Here is a 17,498-nt window from a genome sequence, read left to right on the forward strand (position 1 = left end):
GGCTAGCTCGGCTTCTTGATACCCAGCAGCCGAACTTCCCGCAATAGCGCGGCACCGAGCTGATCGGTGCCCAGTTCCTTGTAACCCACCGCCTTGATCTCGCCGTTCTCTTCCGCCTGGATGATGATCACCGGCGTTTCCTTGCCGGTGGTTTCGTCGACATGCATGGCGTACTGCGGAATATCCAGCTTGATCGGCGTACCCGCCGCTTCACCTTTCACATTGATCAGAAACGCCGCACAACCCGTATCGACGTCCGCACTGGTGGCGGAGCGGCCACTGACAAAGCAGGTTTGCGGGAGGTCGGGCCAGATGATGGTGTTGGCGCTGGCCAAGGGCGATGCAATGCTCAGGATTGCGAGAAGAAGCGTACGCACGTGGGTCTTTCTCTCGATCAAGGTTGAACGGGATTTTTACCAAAGCCTCAATGTCGTCGCAACACTACGGTTCAGCCCAGTCGTTTCATGCCAGGTGCCTTGGCCGTTTCAATGTCAAAGGTGGCCGTGTACTCGCACCCCGCCGCGTGGCCGCAGCGTTCGATCAGGCAGTCGGCAAAATCGGCTTTGTTCGCGCTGAAGCGGCGCAGTGCCTGCCAGATGATCTCGGCATGCTCGATGGTGATTTCACGGGTGCGCAAAAGCGTTTCCAGCACCGTCACCACCTCCTGCTTGAGGCATTGGTAGCAACTTTGCAGAACCCACACCAGTTCAACTACCGACACCAGGCTGACAAAGCCCGGCGACAGGGTGGTGAGCGATTCGATCAGCGCGGATGCCTTGGGCGATTGCACAGGGTCATCCTGGGTGACATAGCGCACCAGCACATTGGTATCCAGGCCGATCATCGCGCTTTTGCCCCTTGCGCCGCGATGGCGCGGCTCATGTCGTCAAGGGACACGGGCTTGGCGGGTTTGCGGATCAGGCCCTTGAGGTCACGCACGGTTTTGCTCGCCGCAATCAGCGAGAACTGGCCGTCTTCCATTTCGACAAATTCCACGCGGTCGCCTGTTTCCAGGCCCAGGGCGGTCCTGACCTGAACGGGAATAGTGATTTGCCCTTTTGAGGTAAGTGTGGCGGTTGCCATAGTGAGAATCTCCATGGTGATATTCCTTACGTTAGGGTAAGGAATTATGGAGGACAAGATCCGTTGGTCCATAGGTTGCGCCTCGTGCAGTGGGTGAATCGGAATAACTGAACCCTAGTCCGATTCACCGCATCAGCACGCCCAGCAACGGGGCCAAAGCGCTACAACGTATGACCAACTGATGGCGTTATTGCACCACGCGGTAACACGGCACATACGCCGCGCCGCCCGGCAACTTCATGCGGTGCTGGGCGACGAATGCCTGCAACAGCTCGTCCAGCGGTTTCATGATCGCCGCATCGCCGTGGATCTCGTACGGGCCGTTCTCTTCGATCAGGCGGATGCCTTTGTCCTTGACGTTGCCCGCCACAATGCCCGAGAACGCGCGGCGCAGGTTGGCCGCCAACTCATGGGGCGGCAGCGCATGGCTCAGTTGCAGGCCGGCCATGTTGGCGTGGGTCGGGTCGAAGGGGCGCTGGAAACCTTCATCGATCTTCAGCAGCCAGTTGAAGTGAAACGCGTCGTTGCGCTCGCGACGGAACTGTTTCACTGCCTTGAGCCCGGCCGTCATCTGGCGGGCCACTTCGGCCGGGTCGTCGATGATGATCTGGTAGTGCGCCTGCGCCGCTTCGCCAAGGGTTGCACCGACGAACGCGTGCAGTTGCTGCAGGTATGGCGCGGCGTGTTTCGGCCCGGTGAGGATGACCGGAAACGGCAGGTCCTTGTTGTCCGGGTGCATCAGGATGCCCAGCAGGTACAGGAACTCTTCGGCCGTCCCGGCGCCGCCCGGGAAGATGATGATGCCGTGGCCGACACGCACGAAAGCTTCCAGACGTTTTTCGATATCCGGCAGGATCACCAGTTCGTTGACGATCGGATTCGGCGCTTCCGCCGCAATGATGCCCGGCTCGGTCAGGCCCAGGTAGCGCCCGCCGGTAATCCGTTGTTTGGCGTGGGAAATGGTCGCGCCCTTCATCGGACCTTTCATCACGCCCGGGCCGCAGCCGGTGCACACATCCAGGCTGCGCAGCCCCAGTTCGTGGCCGACTTTCTTGGTGTATTTGTATTCTTCGGTGTTGATCGAGTGCCCGCCCCAGCACACCACGATCTTAGGCTCGACACCGGGGCGCAGCGTACGGGCGTTGCGCAACAGGTGGAACACGTAGTCGGTGATGCCCTGGGAGTTGCTCAGGTCGATGCGCTGGCTATCGAGCTCGTTCTCGGTGTAGACGATGTCGCGCAGGGCGCTGAACAGCATTTCGCGGGTGCTGGCGATCATTTCGCCATCGACGAACGCGTCGGCCGGTGCGTTCAGCAGTTCCAGGCGCACGCCGCGGTCCTGCTGGTGGATGCGCACTTCAAAATCTTTGTAGGCGTCGAGGATGGTCTTGGCGTTGTCGATATGCGCGCCGGTGTTGAGGATCGCCAGGGCGCACTGGCGGAACAGAGTGTAGATACTGCCGGTGCCGGCTTCGCTCAGTTGTTGCACTTCACGTTGGGACAGGGTTTCGAGGCTGCCCTTGGGGCTGACGGAGGCATTGATGACTTGACGTTGGGGCATTCTGATTCCTTGAAAGCGCAGCCATCGCACCCCCATGGGCTGCGATGGCTAGAGAAGAATGGGCGCCGAACTCGGTCGCACGAGACGGATATTTACCTCAGGCCCAAGGCCGAGTGCAAACACCGTCCCGCACCATCATGCCGCAGAACTTACTGAATCAGCTTCCAGTTTTTGTAGAAAACCCGACGCAGGGTAAAGACCATCCCGGCAAACCCCGCGATCACGGCCTTGAGCACCGAAGGCAGCGGCGTTGGTCGCACGATGTCGATAAACAGGCAGTAGCGCTTGGCGTCGTTTTTATTGAAGGATGCGTGCATCAACGTGTCGTCGAAAATAAACAGTGGATCGTCGTGCCAGTAATGTTTGTGCTGGCCCACCTGGATGTACACGCCCTCGTGATGGGGAGCAGGTGCCATGTTGTAAAGCACACGAAACATCATGCGCAGCGGGCCGAAGTGAAAGGAGGTCGAACGGTTTTCGTTGAATACCGATACGCCGATGGTTTTCACGAATGGCAGTTTTTCCCGCAGTTTCGGGATGTCCAGCGTGGTTTCGATAGGGCGTCCGTACCACTGGAAAAACAACATGCCGCGTTTTTTCTCGGCCATGCGTTCATCCAGGTAACCGATGATTTCACCCTTGTGGGCCATGGCCTCATCGATCACTTGCTGCAAGTCTTCGCGCCAGGCGGGCGGCAGGTCGTGCATCGTATAAACGTGGCGATTGCGCGAGCTCAACAGGTCGAACAGCGTGTTGAACGGCGCCAGCAGCCAGGTGTTGCGGCCGCTGCCGATAAAGTATTTCTTGATGGTGGGGGCGTCATACAGCCCATTGCGCAGGAAGTCGTAGATCCCACAGACCAGTACCAGGCCAAGAAACACCGCGGTGGTCAGGGGGAACAGGCAAATGATCAGCAAAACGCCGAGTATCCAGGCGATCGACACTGCTTTTTTGCGTAGGGCAGACGTGTTCATGCAGCTCAGCTCCGGCAGGACGCCATTCGACAGGTCCGTATCCGTGGCCGCGAGTGGTGGGGTTTGAAACATGTTGAAACAATCGCGCCATGATAAGGCGTCCGGTGCCGCAGAGTCGTTTTAAATATTGCAAAATTGTGAAGGCTTTACACAGTTTTTCACCGGATATGGGTTTTACCGATTGGATTTTGTAAACAGAAGATTTGCGACTATCGTGACGCTTCGGTTTTTCGGACGTCATAGACCGGTACGATTGAAGTTGAATGGCCACCACTGGCCATCGACCCCTTGGAAGAGGCAGAAATTTTATGATCATCAAACCGCGGGTTCGTGGCTTTATCTGTGTGACCGCTCACCCTGTTGGCTGTGAAGCGAACGTCAAGGAACAGATCGACTACGTGACCCAACACGGCGCCATCGAAGGCGGCCCCAAGAAGGTGCTGGTCCTCGGCGCTTCCACCGGCTACGGCCTGGCCGCGCGCATCAGTGCTGCGTTTGGCTGCGGCGCCGACACCCTGGGCGTGTTTTTTGAGAAAGAGGGCGAAGAAGGCAAGCTCAGCTCCGCCGGTTGGTACAACAGCGCTGCATTCGAAAAGTTTGCCGTCGAGAAAGGCCTGTACGCCAAGAGCATCAACGGCGACGCGTTCTCCGACGAGATCAAGCGCCTGACCATCGAGACCATCAAGAAAGACCTGGGCAAGATCGACCTGGTGGTCTACAGCCTGGCTGCACCACGCCGCACCGATCCAAAAACCGGTGAAGTGTACAACTCCACCCTCAAGCCGATCGGCAAGGCTGTGACCCTGCGGGGTATCAACACCGACAAGGGCGTGGTGGTCGATACCACCCTTGAGCCTGCGACCCAGGAAGAAATCGCCGGCACCGTCAAAGTGATGGGCGGTGAAGACTGGCAGCTGTGGATCGACGCCCTGCGTGACGCCGACGTTCTGGCCGAAGGCGCCAAGACCACCGCGTTCACCTACCTCGGTGAAAAGCTGACCCAGGACATCTACTGGAACGGCTCCATCGGCGAAGCCAAGAAAGACCTCGACAAGAAAGTCCTGACCCTGCGCGACAACCTTGCTGCGCTGAAGGGCGATGCCCGCGTGTCCGTGCTCAAGGCCGTGGTTACCCAGGCCAGCTCGGCAATCCCGATCATGCCGCTGTACCTGTCGCTGCTGTTCAAAGTGATGAAAGAGCAGGGCACCCACGAAGGTTGCATCGAGCAGGTCTACGGCCTGTTCAAGGACAGCCTGTACGGCAGCCAGCCGAAACTCGACGCCGACGGCCGCCTGCGTGCCGACCTGGCCGAGTTGGAGCCGAAGGTCCAGGACGCCGTGGCAGCATTGTGGGATCAGGTGACCGATGACAACGTCGACGAGATCAGCGATTTCGCCGGCTACAAGGCTGAATTCCTGCGCTTGTTCGGCTTCGAGGTCGAGGGCGTGGACTACGACGCTGATGTGAATCCGACCGTGAAAATCAATGGTCTTGTCTCTGCATAAATAGGTGTCGGGGTCGACAACAGCAGCCTCAATCGCCGCGTCATGAGGCTGCTGTCTTGTTTGCGCCTCACAGCGTCAGCCTTGGCCAAAGGCTGACGCCAACCGTTCTTGGGCCTGGACGAAGCCAGAGCGCTTGATACTGTTCACTTCGCTTTCCCAAAGTGGATTCAGGGGCACGTGATAGCCGCTGTCCTTGGCTGTTCTTATCAGTTCCGCCATCTCTTTGCGGTCGTTGATGATGCAGATTTCGTCAAATCGCCCTAGCCGGGTCGGCAGGAAGAACGTTGCCGGGTAATTGGCGGCAACGTCCGTCGCAGGGCTGCCAGAGTCCGCATTGTGGTGAACCACCCGCTCTCCATCACCGACCAACTGGTGATTGATCAGCTTTATCATGTCCGTTATTCGCTGTGTGGCGTTGCCCAGGTCGAAGTTTTCCTTTCGATAGAAATGTTCGGTGTCTTCATAGTCTGCGCGTAACGCTTCGGGCACCTCGAACACCGACGGGTCTGGTTGTCGCTGTCTGTAGCGATCAATTCTCTGCGTGAAAACACTGTGCGCAATATCGGGCACAGGGATCTTATCCTGTGGTCCGAAATCGCTGAGGTGGGGCGCGACCATGTGCAGGTCGTAGTCGGCTGTCAACGCCTTGCCTGTTTCGGATTTGGCCAGGACTTCGACGGGTTTGTCCTTATGGGTAATGGTATAGCTGTCTTCCGTTGGCGCTGTGCGCTTGCCTTCGAATGCATACACCTCCTGGCTTGGCGCTCTGGCGTTGAAACGCAGCGTGCCGTCCTGCTCGTTCACGGCCAGCTGAGTGATCTGACCGAGTTGTATCAACTCGCCGAGGCGGTTGCGTGAGAGCTTCAAGGGGATCGCAACCGCATGCGTGTCCTTTATGCATTCCTCGACTTGTCTATTGGCTCGCGCAACCTTTTCGGGTTCGCAGACGTTGAACTTTTCAAGCTTGCTGAAGGCCTGGTCCTTGCAGATCAGGCCCGCTTGCGGCCCCCAGTTGGCGCTTTTTCCCTTGATATGATAATCCTTGGTGGGATGCCCGTTCTCAATCAATCCGGTAGCGACCGCTTCCACGGGGCGTACGCCGATGATGGAGTTGGTCTGCGCCGCAATCCTCTGCAAGGGCACAAGGTGGCTCGGGACTATTCCGGTCTTTCCTCGGACACGTTCGAATGCCGCGTATACCGGATCATTCATGTCTTGGAGGGGGCCAGCCGGTTGATGGGGTAGGGTGTGTTGCAAGGTGTTCAAGCTGAGCGCAGAAGGTGAAATAGCTGAGGTGAGTAAACCGGTCATTGAATTGCTCCACTTCGTGTTCTCCGGGACGTTGGATGTTCCCTTCCAGCCCAAAGCGCTCCTTCGGTTACGCAGGAAACACTAGAGCAGCCGTTATTTTGTTGGGAGAAGTGAGTGTTACTAATGATGTGAAAAAGAAGCGCAGAGGAAGTGTTCAAGGCCGTAATACAAGGGGTATAGCTCTGTATTCTGTTCATGTGTCGTGAAGTTATCAGAACAGTCGTACGCATGTTTGCTTGCCGGGGCGTGCCATGCGCATGGGAGACTGGCGTATCGCACTAACGGAGGTGGGCATGGCTATTCGTGCAGTAGTTTTTGATTTTGGCGGTGTCCTGTTCGATTGGAACCCGCACCACCTGTACCGCAAGCTGATTGCCGATGACCACGAACGGCAATGGTTCTTTGACAACATCTGCACCCAAGCCTGGAACACCGAGCAGGACGCCGGTCGCAGCCTGGCGGACGGCACCCGCAGCCTGATCGAGCAATTTCCCCAGCATGAACGCCTGATCCAGGCCTATTACGAGCGTTGGCACGAGATGCTGCGTGGCCCCTTGCCCGAAGGCGTGGCGATCCTCAAGGCATTGCACCAGGCCAGCATGCCGTTGTTCGGGCTGACCAACTGGTCTGCCGAGACCTTTCCCTATGCGCGGGCCAACTACCCGTTCCTGCAGTGCTTTCGCGACATCGTCGTGTCAGGCGAATTGAAACTGATCAAGCCCGATGCGGCGATCTATCAGGCAAGCCTTGGCCAGGTCCGCGCGCACTTGCCGGATATTCAGCCCGCTGAAGTCGTGTTTATCGATGATGTCGCCGGCAATATTGACGCCGCCGTCGCCCTCGGTTGGCAAGGCATTCACCATGTGTCGGCCGAGCACACCGCTGCGCGGTTGCGTGAGTTGGGAGTGGGCTTCTAGCGCGCCCACTTTTCCATGGCGAAATCGACGAATGCTCGCAGTTTGGGCAGGCGGTAACGGTCCTGGCCGTACAGCAAATGCATGGGGCGACTGGGCAGTTGGTAGGCCGTCAGCAAAGCCACCAGTTTTCCCTCCTGCAAGTCGGGCTGCACCAGGGCATCGGGCAGCATGACGATGCCCATGCCTTGCACGGCTGCCTGGCGCAAGGCCTGGGAGCTGTTGATGGTCAGCGAGCCGGACACCGGGATTTCCACTTCGCCTGCCGCGCCGCTCATGCGCCACAGCTTGTCGGCGTTGCGCCAATCGTCGGTGGACGGGTAGGCGAACGCCAGGCAGTCATGTTGCTGCAAGTCTTCGGGAGTCTGTGGTGTGCCACGTCGCGCCAGGTAGCCCGGTGAGGCGCAGAGGGTGATGGTGTAATCCTGCATCGGCCGGGCGATCAGGCTTGAGGGTTCCAGTTCGCCCAGGCGGATGGCCACGTCGAAGCCGCTGTCGACCATGTCCATGCGTTGATTGCTGAGCACCACATACAGCTTGATCAGCGGGTAGCGTTGGGAAAATTCGCTCAAGGCCGGGGCCAGGCGCTCGGTGCCGAAGGCGGGTGGGGCGGTGATGCGCAAGGTGCCTTTGGGTACATCACTGTGGGCTTGTTCGGCGAGTTGTTCGGAGTCGGCCACCAGCCCCAGCACTTCCAGGCAACGCTGGTAATACTGCCCGCCGAATTCCGTGAGGCTCTGTTTGCGAGTGGTGCGCTTGAGCAGGCTGACGCCCAGGCGTTGCTCCAGGGCGCGCAGGTGATTGCCGACCATGGTGGTCGACATCCCGCAGGCCTGGGCGGCGGCGGTCATGCTGCCGGCTTCCACTACTTTCACGTAAACCGACATCGCCTGGAACAGGTCCATTATCAATCCCTGGTTTAAAGTTATTGCAGGAAAGCGCAGTTTATCCAGCTCAGGTGGCTAACGATACTGTTGGCATCACAATGAAGCACTGGAGCCTGACACCATGACCGCCGCCTGCCTGATGAGCACTTATCAACCCTTGGCCCTGAGCTTTACCCGCGGCCTGGGCACGCGCCTATGGGACCAACAGGGCCGCGAATACCTGGACGCGGTGGCGGGCGTGGCCGTGACCAACGTCGGGCATTCCCATCCAAAATTGGTGACAGCCATCAGCGAACAGGCGGGTTTGCTGCTGCACACTTCCAACCTCTACAGCATCGACTGGCAGCAACAGCTGGCCCAGCGCCTGACCCGACTGTCCGGCTTGGACCGCGCGTTCTTCAACAACTCGGGGGCCGAAGCCAACGAGACGGCGTTGAAGCTGGCGCGTTTGCATGGCTGGAAAAAAGGCATCGAAGAGCCTCTGGTGGTAGTCATGGAAAACGCTTTCCACGGCCGCACCCTTGGCACCATGGCCGCCAGCGATGGGCCATCGGTACGCCTGGGCTTCCAGCGTTTGCCAGGGGATTTTCTCAAGGTGGCTTTTGGGGACCTGGCGGCGATAGAAGCCATCACCCAAACGTTCGGCACGCGTATCGCGGCGGTACTGTTGGAACCCATCCAAGGTGAAAGTGGCGTACTGCCTGCACCGCCGGGTTACCTGCAAGCCCTGCGCGATCACTGTACGCGCCACGGTTGGCTGCTGATGCTCGACGAAATCCAGACCGGCATTGGCCGCACGGGGCGTTGGTTTGCCTTCCAGCATGAAGGCATCGTGCCGGATGTGATGACCCTGGCCAAAGGCCTCGGCAATGGCGTGCCGATTGGTGCCTGCCTGGCGCGCACGGCGGTGGCGCAACTGTTCACGCCCGGCAGCCACGGCAGCACATTTGGTGGCAACCCGCTGGCCTGCCGCGTGGGCTGCACCGTGCTGGAGATTATTGAGGAGCAAGGCTTGCTGCAGAACGCCGCGCAACAGGGCGAACGTTTGCTGGCGCGGCTGCGCGTGGAATTGAGCGAGCATCCGCAAGTGTTGGCGATTCGCGGGCAGGGCCTGATGATCGGTATCGAACTGGCCAGCCCTTACCGCGACCTGGCCCAGCGTGCAGCCCAGGAGCATGGCCTGTTGATCAACGTGACGCGGGGCAAGGTCATCCGTTTGCTGCCGCCGCTGACGCTGGAGGCGAAAGAGGTCGAGATGATCGTGCGAGCCATCACCCGTCTACTGAATTGATCACAGGGCGAGTGTGGGTCCATTGAGCCATTCCTGGTTCAGGGTCTCGGTGTCTCCGAGGTATTCCAACAACCACGCCATCGCCGGCGACAGTTTGTTCGGCGCCCAGGCCACGCACGACGGGCTGGCCGGAAACGGCCGGGTCAGTTGCAGCGCCACCAACTCGCCGCGCTCGATCCATGGCGATACCTGATGCGCCGGCGCCATGCCGATACACAGGCCGTCGCGCAGGCAGTCAATTGCCGACGGCCAATTCGGCACCACCAGCCGCCGCTGATTATCCAGGGTCCAGGTGTCGCGCTTGGGCAGATTGCGCGAGGTATCGGTCATGCACAGCGAGGCGAAGGGCCGCAGTTGATCGTCACTGAGCAGGCCTTCTACCGCCGCCAGCGGATGCTGTGCACTGACCACGCACAGCCAATTCAACAGCCCCATGTCGCGAAAGGTGAAATGGCTGGCCACGGGCACCGCACTGGTGGCGCCGATCACGATGTCGGTGCGTTCGTCCGCCAGGGCATCCCACACGCCGTTGTACACCTCGTATTCCAGCAGCAGTTCCACCTCGGGAAATTGGCGATAGAAATCCAGCACCAATTGCCGACAACGCTGGGGTTTGACGATGGAATCCACCGCGACTTTCAACTGGCCGCTCCAACCGTTGGCCACCTGCTGGCACATGCGCCGGGTGCCGAGCATTTTTTTCATGACCCCACGGGTTTCGTCGACGAACAGTCGGCCGGCCGCAGTCAGCTCGACATCACGGTGGCGCCGCACAAACAACGGCACGGCCAACCACTCCTCTATCTGACGCACCGTATAGCTGATGGCCGACGGCACGCGGTTCAATTCCTGCGCCGCAGCGCTGAAGCTGCCATGCCGGGCCACCGCATCGACTACATCCAGGGAGTATTCGGACCACATGAAGACTGCCTTCAAAATTATTGATAAGAGTATCCAATTATTATCGCTTCACACAGGAACTGTCAGCTTCATAATAGGCGCCAGTCAGCAAATAGTTTGATGGCAGGATCAACAAGGCTTCGATGAAAAATTCTTTTGGTTTCACTTGGTATCTGGCGGGGCTGAGCATGCTCGGTTACCTCGCCATGGACATGTACTTGCCGGCGTTCGGCGCCATGGGCGCGCAGTTGCAGATTGGCGCGGGGGCGGTGGGCGCCAGCTTGAGTATTTTCCTTGGCGGTTTCGCGCTGGGGCAGTTGGTATGGGGGCCGTTGTCCGACCGCCTGGGGCGCAAGCCGATCCTGCTCGCGGGCTTGAGCCTGTTTGTGCTGGGTTGCGCGGGTATGTTCTGGGTCGAGACGGCGGCGCAGTTGCTGGCGCTGCGTTTTATCCAGGCGATTGGCGTGTGTTCCGCCGCCGTGAGCTGGCAGGCGCTGGTGATTGACCGTTATCCGGCCGACAAGGCTCATCGCGTGTTCGCCAGCATCATGCCGTTGATGTCTCTGTCGCCGGCCCTGGCGCCGTTGCTGGGGGCGATGGTGTTGAACCATTTGGGTTGGCAGGCGATCTTCGGGGTATTGCTCGGTGTGTCGCTGCTGCTGTTATTGCCGACATTGTTCCTGCGCACTGTGCCGAAACGTCGGACGCAAGAAAGCGAACCCGTGCGCCTCGGTTATGGCCAGTTGCTCGGTTCCCGCGTGTTTACCGGCAACGTAATGATCTTCGCTGCCTGCTCTGCCAGCTTCTTCGCCTGGCTGACGGCTTCCCCCTTCATCCTTGGCGACATGGGCTACAGCCCGAACGATATTGGCCTGAGCTACGTGTTGCCCACGTTGGCGTTTCTGGTCGGCGGTTATAGCTGCCGCAGCGCCTTGCAGCGTTTCCAGGGCAAGACGCTGTTGCCCTGGTTGCTGGTGGCGTATTGCATCAGCATGTTGGCGTTGTACCTGGTGGCGACGTTGAGCGTGCCGACTCTCACCACGTTGTTGATTCCGTTCTGCCTGATGGCGTTGGTCAACGGTGCCAGTTACCCCATCGTGGTGGCGAATGCACTGATGCCATTTGCCGAAAACTCCGGCAAGGCGGCCGCCCTGCAAAACACCCTGCAACTGGGGCTGTGCTTTCTCAGCAGCTTGCTGGTGTCCTCGCTGATCGATCAGCCGCTGTTGATTACCGTCATCGTGATGTTGGCGACCGCGCCGTTGGCGGTGTTGGGTTATTGGCTGGCGCGGCCGAAGGCTGACAATGGCGAACTGGCGAACGTTTGACCTGAAAATTCGATGAAAAAATGTGGGAGCGGGCTTGCTCGCGAATGCGGTAGATCAGTCAATGCTGTTCCAACTGATACACCGCATTCGCGAGCAAGCCCACACATTTTGATCCGGTTTCTTCAGTTGCCTGGCGGTAGGCTAAAAGGTGATTTCCATATTCACCGTCGGTGTCGACGTACGACTGCCCCGGCCGCCGTCCACACCAAACTTGTTGTGCCAATACTCATAACCCACGCCGAGATACAGGTTCGGCTTCACGCTTTTACCCGGGCGCACCGCCACCATCAACGCGCTGCGCATCAGCGCTTCCGGCGCGGTGTCGCGGCCGTGGTAGTCCTCGCCTTTCTCGCCGACGTAGTTGATGAAACCCTGGAATTTCGCCGCATGGTTGGCGATTTCGAACGGGCGCATCCAGGTCAGATTGAGCATGTAGGTGTCGTCGAAGGTGTGGTTCGACTCCCGCGCGCCAGGGATGCCGGTGTGGTTCTTTTCCTTGTAGTACAAAAGGCTCAGGTCCAGCACACCGACGGTGTTGAACTTCAAGGTCGGGCCAATCACCACCGCACGTTTTTTCGCCGAGGCGAAGTTGTTGTTGCGGTTGGCATCGAAGCCCAGGGTCAGCGCGTAATCCTTGATCAGGCCGGTGCCCAGCGGCACATCAAATACCCGTGAGGCATACAGTTGGTGGCGGTACACCGCATACACCTCGCTGCCGCCATGGTCAGTACCCTTGCGTGGGTCGCTGCTGTCGGAGAGGAACACATCCAGGTTCAGAAAGTTGCTGCCGTACGCGTAGCCGCTGGCGTGGGTGAAGCTGTAGATGCGCTTGCTGAATTCGTCGGGGTTGTTCGGATTGGTGAACTGTTGGCCGTAGCGGAATCCTACGCTGTTGTTCATCCATTCCACCGCGACAGCCTCCCCGCCGCCGAGGAGTGCGAGTAATACGGTTGCGCCGTGCAGTGCCTTTTTCATTGTTTTAGTTCCTTTGGCGTTTGGCTCATGGCGGCCTTGCAGGGGCCGCCGGGCGCAGTATCGACACAAGGCTGGCGCGCACCAAAGAACAGAATCTCGCCTGGGCCGATGCCGAAACGGCAGCAGCCGGGTTGCCCGAGAAGTCAGGAAATACGTGGCGCTGCGCCGGTTTCGTCGCGTTCACGCAGGGCGATTTCTTCGCCCAACAAACGCGCCAGCGCCTGCACGGCCACCGGCAGGTCGCGGTCCTTGCGTGCATACACGCCCAAATCGCTGAAGATGCCACCCTGGTCACTCAACGGGATATGCAGCAGTTCGCCGCGCGCCAGGTCGGCCTCGATGCCGATACGGGTCTGGAAGGCGATGCCCAATTGCTGGCGTGCCAGTTGCCGGGCCAGTTCCATCGAGTTGCTGTGCAGCAGGGCTTTGCCTGGTGCCGCGCGTTTGTGCAGCGGCGCGATCAGGTGGTGCACCGACAGCTCGCTCTTGGCCTGGATCACTCCGTGTTCGCAACACTGCCCGTAGCTGACGCAGCTTTCACCCGCCAACGCGTGCGCCGGTGCCATGAGTGCACCCAAGCGGAAATGGCCGACACACAGCTGGGTGATTTCGCCACTGCGGGGTAGGGCAAATGCCAGCCCCAGATCCGCTTGGCCGTTGATCACCGCGCTGGGGATCGACTGCGAACCCTGCACCGTGACGCCAATCGTGACCTTCGGATAGCGCTCGCGCATGCGCTTGAGTGCGGTGGGCAGCAGTTCGACGGCGGCACCTTCCACCGTGGCGATCTCCACGTGGCCGGTCTGCACACCATGCAAGCCATCCAGTTCGCCGCGCACCCGTTCCACATCCTGCAGCAGCAAGCTGATGTGGCGCGTCAGGATCTCGCCCGCCGCCGTCACGCGCAGGCCGCCGGGCAAACGCTCGAACAACGTTGCGCCCATCTCGTCCTCCAGCTTGAGGATCTGCCGGTTCACCGCCGACGACGCCACGTTCAGGCGCCGCGCGGCTTCGCGGATCGAGTGACAGCGTCGCACCATGTCGAAGTAGTAGATGGCCGGGGCGTGGATGCGCAGTTTGCGGTTGAGCATTTTTTTCAGGTCCTTTTGCGCAGGTGTTCGAGCCAAGGGGCAGGGCGGCTGAATGGATTTTTGTAACGGCGATTACCAGCTTGTTGTGAAATTGATTGTATACAACTCTATGGACATCCTCTGTTTCCTTTGCATACAGTGATTGCACAACAAAAACAGAGATCCCCTCACCATGACTATCCCGAAGGCTTCACCGCAGCGGCCTGAAGATGAAAATCTCGGCGTCGCCGCCAACATGGCTTACGGCCTGCAGCATGTCCTCACCATGTACGGCGGCATCGTTGCCGTGCCGTTGATCGTCGGCCAGGCGGCCGGGCTGTCGCCGGCGGACATCGGCTTGTTGATCGCCGCGTCGCTGTTTGCCGGTGGCCTGGCCACGCTGTTGCAAACCCTGGGTTTACCGTTCTTTGGTTGTCAGTTGCCGCTGGTGCAGGGCGTGTCGTTTGCCGGTGTGGCAACCATGGTGGCAATCGTTGGCAGCGACGGCGCTGGAGGGGTGCCAGCGATTCTCGGGGCAGTGATGGCCGCGTCGTTCATCGGGTTGCTGATTACCCCGGTGTTTTCGCGAATTACCAAGTTCTTCCCGCCGTTGGTGACCGGCATCGTCATCACCACCATCGGCCTGACGCTGATGCCCGTTGCGGCGCGCTGGGCCATGGGCGGCAATAGCCGTGCGGCGGACTTTGGCAGCATGTCGAATATCGGCCTGGCGGCACTGACCCTGGTGCTGGTGCTGTTGTTGAGCAAGATCGGCAGCGCGACCATCTCCCGTCTGTCGATCCTGCTGGCGATGGTGATCGGCACCGTGATCGCGGTGTTCCTGGGCATGGCCGACTTCTCCGGTGTGACCCAGGGGCCGATGTTCGGTTTTCCTACGCCATTCCATTTCGGCATGCCAACCTTCCATGTGGCCGCGATCATTTCCATGTGCATCGTGGTGATGGTGACGCTGGTGGAGACCTCGGCGGACATCCTTGCGGTCGGCGAGATCATCGACACCAAGGTCGACTCCAAGCGCCTGGGCAACGGCTTGCGCGCCGACATGCTGTCGAGCATGTTTGCGCCGATCTTTGGCTCGTTCACCCAGAGCGCCTTTGCGCAGAACGTCGGCCTGGTGGCGGTTACCGGGGTCAAGAGCCGCTTTGTGGTGGCCACGGGCGGGTTGTTCCTGGTGATCCTCGGCCTGCTGCCGTTCATGGGCCGAGTGATTGCGGCGGTGCCCACGTCAGTACTCGGCGGGGCCGGGATTGTGCTGTTCGGCACCGTGGCGGCGAGCGGGATCCGCACGCTGTCGAAGGTTGACTACCGCAACAACATGAACCTGATCATCGTCGCCACTTCCATCGGTTTTGGCATGATCCCGATTGCTGCGCCGAGCTTCTACGATCATTTCCCGAGTTGGTTCGCGACCATCTTCCATTCGGGGATCAGCTCGTCGGCGATCATGGCGATCCTGTTGAACCTGGCGTTCAACCACTTCACGGCGGGTAATTCGGATCAGCAATCGGTGTTCGTGGCGGGGACGGAACGCAGCTTGTGCTTCCAAGATGTGGCGGCGTTGCGTGATGGGGATTACTTCCGGGGCGGGAAATTGTTTGATGCCGAAGGCAAGGAAATCCCGTTGGTGGCGCAGGTGCAGAGGCGCGCGGCCATGCCCGAGGCTACCGAGGTATAAAAATGTGTGCGGGCAAGCCCGCACACACACATGTGGAATTCAGCCCGTCTTCAGCGCTTGGTGTTTTACAGAACAGGCGTCATCCAAAAACTTCACCACAGTCCCCATGCACGCTTGGCGTTCTTCCACATGGGGCATGTGGCTGGAGTCTTCAAACAGTGCCCAGCGCACGTCCGCGATCTCATCCAGGAACGGCTTGACCACCAATGGCGTGGCCTCGTCGTGCCGGCCGGAGATCACCAGGGTTGGCACCTGGATCGCCGACAACCGGCCAATCGACTTCCAGTCCTTCAAGCTGCCGATCACGTGGAATTCGGTCGGGCCGCTCATGGCGTGGTACACCGTGGGGTCTGAGTCGACTTGGGCAAAGGTGCGCGCCACTTCTTCCGGCCACGGGTTGACCCGGCACACGTGCTGGTCATAGAAAATCCGCGAGGCGGCGAGGTATTCCGGGTCTTGGTAGGTGCCGGCGGCTTCGTGCTTGAGCAAGGTTTCGTGCACGCCTTCGGGCAACAGCTTGCGCAGGCGGTTGGCTTCGCTGACCCAGGTGCGCATGCACGTCGGCGAGTTGGCTGGGATAAACGCGCGCAGGCCTTTGGGTTGGCGGATCGCATGTTCACTGCCGAGCATTCCGCCCCAGGACTGGCCGAGGATTGCATAGTTGTCGCTGATGTTCAGGTGGTCGAGCAGGTTGTCGAGTTCGTCGAGGAACAACTCGACGGTCCAGAACGACGGGTCTTTATCCGGCAAGTGGGTGGAGCGGCCGTTGCCGAGTTGATCGTAGTGGATCACGGCATGGCCGCTGGCCGCGACGTCCTTGAAGGCGTCTACGTAGTCGTGGGTGCAACCGGGGCCGCCGTGGATGATCACCAGCGGCGTGCGGCCGGTGGTCAGGTCGCCGGTAACACGGTACCAAGTCTGGTAGGCGCCAAACGCCGCATACCCTTCGCGGATTTTTTCGATGAATTCCATTTCGTACCCTGCTCGTGAAAAAAAGGATCAGGGACACGATAGTCGGCACGCCAAATTTAGGTAACTAGCAAAACAGCTAGGTTTTACTCTCTGGTCAATCTTCCAGGAGCCGGTAATGGGTGGCACGGACCACCGCTTGCACGCGGTTCTTGGCCCCCAGTTTATGCATCGCCGAGGCCAGGTGCAGGGTCACAACGGCCAGCGAACGGCTCAGTTGCGTGGCAATTTCGGCCGCAGTGAGGCCGTCGGCGGCCCATTTCAGGCACTCGCGTTCGCGTTTGGTCAGGTGAATATGCGGGTAGGTGCGTAGCTCTTTGCTGAACAGCGGGTAGGCCGCTTCCTGCAAGGCGTGGGTAATCAGGCTGAAATCCGCGAGGGTCTGCTGTGCATCCTCCAGTACGCTGCGCGCCTTGCCGATGCGCAAGCCCGTCAACGAGGCGAAACCGCCGCGTGGCAGGTGGATCGGCACGCTGACGCCGCAGGTCAGTTGGCGTTCGTGCAGGTAGGACGAAACGGGAGCATGGCAGGGGTCGATGATCTTTTGCAGGGCCGTCTGGGCTTTTGCCTCGTAGGACCAGACAAACGGCGATACCGTGCTCAAGGCCAGGTGTTGCACCGGGTCGATCTGGTAGAAGCCTTCGCTGCACCACAAGGCGTGCCAGTCTGGTGGGGTGTTGCGCAGCTCCAGCACCGAGGGGGTGATCAAGGCGCCGTCGTGATCGATGGGCACCGGGGTGTAGTCGTACACCAGCGCATCGAAACCCAACTGTTGGGCGAGGATAAAGGTGTTGTCCATCTGTTCGTCCAGGCTCCTGCCCGGCATCAGACGATTATTGAAGGCAGTAAGCTTGGCCAGCATCCGTTCTGCTCCCGAATTCATTTGAATCTCGACTTGCGGCAAGTAGAATGCCACGCCCCGGCGAAGGACTGCCAGGCCAAACCTATAAGAAATACTAGGTTATGGACACACGGCAACCTCGGTAGTGTTGGCCTGATCAACGGCCGCTGCCAGCCAGGCTGATACCACACAA

General features: G+C 59.7%; 17 protein-coding genes. 5 read left to right on the forward strand and 12 right to left on the reverse strand.

Features of this window, described 5'->3' with window-relative positions:
- Nucleotides 1-2 precede the first annotated feature (2 nt).
- The 5 genes from IB241_RS12310 to IB241_RS12330 all read right to left on the reverse strand — a co-directional run bounded on the left by IB241_RS12310 (nt 3) and on the right by IB241_RS12330 (nt 3,618).
- On the reverse strand, nt 3-377 hold the full coding sequence (locus IB241_RS12310; RefSeq protein ID WP_192298657.1) for a hypothetical protein: 375 nt from the start codon (nt 375-377) through the stop codon (nt 3-5).
- A gap of 71 nt (nt 378-448) precedes the next feature.
- On the reverse strand, nt 449-844 hold the full coding sequence (locus tag IB241_RS12315) for a PIN domain-containing protein (protein WP_192298658.1): 396 nt from the start codon (nt 842-844) through the stop codon (nt 449-451).
- Nucleotides 841-1,098: an AbrB/MazE/SpoVT family DNA-binding domain-containing protein gene (locus IB241_RS12320; protein ID WP_192298659.1), complete on the reverse strand. Its 258-nt coding sequence runs from the start codon at nt 1,096-1,098 to the stop codon at nt 841-843. Before IB241_RS12320 ends, IB241_RS12315 begins: the two co-directional genes overlap by 4 nt.
- 172 nt (nt 1,099-1,270) lie before the next feature.
- Complete coding sequence (gene ppnN / locus IB241_RS12325) at nt 1,271-2,644, reverse strand: nucleotide 5'-monophosphate nucleosidase PpnN (RefSeq protein WP_192298660.1); 1,374 nt, start codon at nt 2,642-2,644, stop codon at nt 1,271-1,273.
- Between the two features lie 149 nt (nt 2,645-2,793).
- Nucleotides 2,794-3,618 (reverse strand): aspartyl/asparaginyl beta-hydroxylase domain-containing protein, encoded by an 825-nt coding sequence (locus tag IB241_RS12330; RefSeq protein WP_192298661.1) that lies wholly within the window; start codon nt 3,616-3,618, stop codon nt 2,794-2,796.
- A 308-nt stretch (nt 3,619-3,926) separates the two neighbouring features.
- Between IB241_RS12330 and fabV the strand changes: the two genes are divergently transcribed.
- Nucleotides 3,927-5,123, forward strand: a complete 1,197-nt coding sequence (fabV, locus tag IB241_RS12335; RefSeq protein ID WP_192298662.1) for an enoyl-ACP reductase FabV — start codon at nt 3,927-3,929, stop codon at nt 5,121-5,123.
- Between the two features lie 75 nt (nt 5,124-5,198).
- Here fabV and IB241_RS12340 read toward each other — a convergent pair whose 3' ends face one another.
- Nucleotides 5,199-6,434 carry an anthrax toxin-like adenylyl cyclase domain-containing protein gene (locus IB241_RS12340; RefSeq protein WP_192298663.1) on the reverse strand — a complete coding sequence of 412 codons (1,236 nt, stop codon included), beginning with the start codon at nt 6,432-6,434 and terminating at the stop codon, nt 5,199-5,201.
- A gap of 293 nt (nt 6,435-6,727) precedes the next feature.
- Here IB241_RS12340 and IB241_RS12345 point away from each other — a divergent pair, with 293 nt between their 5' ends.
- Nucleotides 6,728-7,351: an HAD family hydrolase gene (locus IB241_RS12345; protein WP_192298664.1), complete on the forward strand. Its 624-nt coding sequence runs from the start codon at nt 6,728-6,730 to the stop codon at nt 7,349-7,351.
- Here the strand turns inward: IB241_RS12345 and IB241_RS12350 are convergent.
- On the reverse strand, nt 7,348-8,253 hold the full coding sequence (locus IB241_RS12350; RefSeq protein ID WP_192298665.1) for a LysR family transcriptional regulator: 906 nt from the start codon (nt 8,251-8,253) through the stop codon (nt 7,348-7,350). The genes IB241_RS12345 and IB241_RS12350 overlap by 4 nt on opposite strands.
- A gap of 103 nt (nt 8,254-8,356) precedes the next feature.
- On the opposite strand from IB241_RS12350, the gene IB241_RS12355 reads away from it, so the two are divergent.
- Entirely contained in the window at nt 8,357-9,526 is a 1,170-nt protein-coding gene (locus IB241_RS12355) for an aspartate aminotransferase family protein (RefSeq protein ID WP_192298666.1), read from the forward strand.
- On the opposite strand, the gene punR is transcribed toward IB241_RS12355, so the two are convergent.
- Nucleotides 9,527-10,447 (reverse strand): DNA-binding transcriptional activator PunR, encoded by a 921-nt coding sequence (punR, locus tag IB241_RS12360; RefSeq protein ID WP_192298667.1) that lies wholly within the window; start codon nt 10,445-10,447, stop codon nt 9,527-9,529.
- Between the two features lie 122 nt (nt 10,448-10,569).
- On the opposite strand from punR, the gene punC reads away from it, so the two are divergent.
- Nucleotides 10,570-11,754: a purine nucleoside transporter PunC gene (gene punC / locus IB241_RS12365; RefSeq protein ID WP_192298668.1), complete on the forward strand. Its 1,185-nt coding sequence runs from the start codon at nt 10,570-10,572 to the stop codon at nt 11,752-11,754.
- 141 nt (nt 11,755-11,895) lie between these two features.
- Here the strand turns inward: punC and IB241_RS12370 are convergent, their stop codons facing one another.
- Both IB241_RS12370 and IB241_RS12375 read right to left on the reverse strand, forming a co-directional pair.
- Entirely contained in the window at nt 11,896-12,729 is an 834-nt protein-coding gene (locus IB241_RS12370; RefSeq protein WP_192298669.1) for a nucleoside-binding protein, read from the reverse strand.
- A 143-nt stretch (nt 12,730-12,872) separates the two neighbouring features.
- Nucleotides 12,873-13,820 carry a LysR family transcriptional regulator gene (locus IB241_RS12375; protein ID WP_192298670.1) on the reverse strand — a complete coding sequence of 316 codons (948 nt, stop codon included), beginning with the start codon at nt 13,818-13,820 and terminating at the stop codon, nt 12,873-12,875.
- Between the two features lie 172 nt (nt 13,821-13,992).
- Here IB241_RS12375 and IB241_RS12380 point away from each other — a divergent pair, with 172 nt between their 5' ends.
- On the forward strand, nt 13,993-15,495 hold the full coding sequence (locus IB241_RS12380; RefSeq protein ID WP_192298671.1) for a nucleobase:cation symporter-2 family protein: 1,503 nt from the start codon (nt 13,993-13,995) through the stop codon (nt 15,493-15,495).
- Nucleotides 15,496-15,534: 39 nt separating this feature from the next.
- On the opposite strand, the gene IB241_RS12385 is transcribed toward IB241_RS12380, so the two are convergent.
- The gene (locus IB241_RS12385; RefSeq protein ID WP_192298672.1) at nt 15,535-16,467 is read right to left on the reverse strand and encodes a proline iminopeptidase-family hydrolase; all 933 of its coding nucleotides are present in this window, start codon (nt 16,465-16,467) and stop codon (nt 15,535-15,537) included.
- Nucleotides 16,468-16,561: 94 nt separating this feature from the next.
- Nucleotides 16,562-17,326, reverse strand: a complete 765-nt coding sequence (locus IB241_RS12390) for a LuxR family transcriptional regulator (protein WP_192298673.1) — start codon at nt 17,324-17,326, stop codon at nt 16,562-16,564.
- Nucleotides 17,327-17,498 lie beyond the last annotated feature (172 nt).

The organism is Pseudomonas sp. PDM05 (genome assembly GCF_014851685.1).
Taxonomy (GTDB): domain Bacteria; phylum Pseudomonadota; class Gammaproteobacteria; order Pseudomonadales; family Pseudomonadaceae; genus Aquipseudomonas.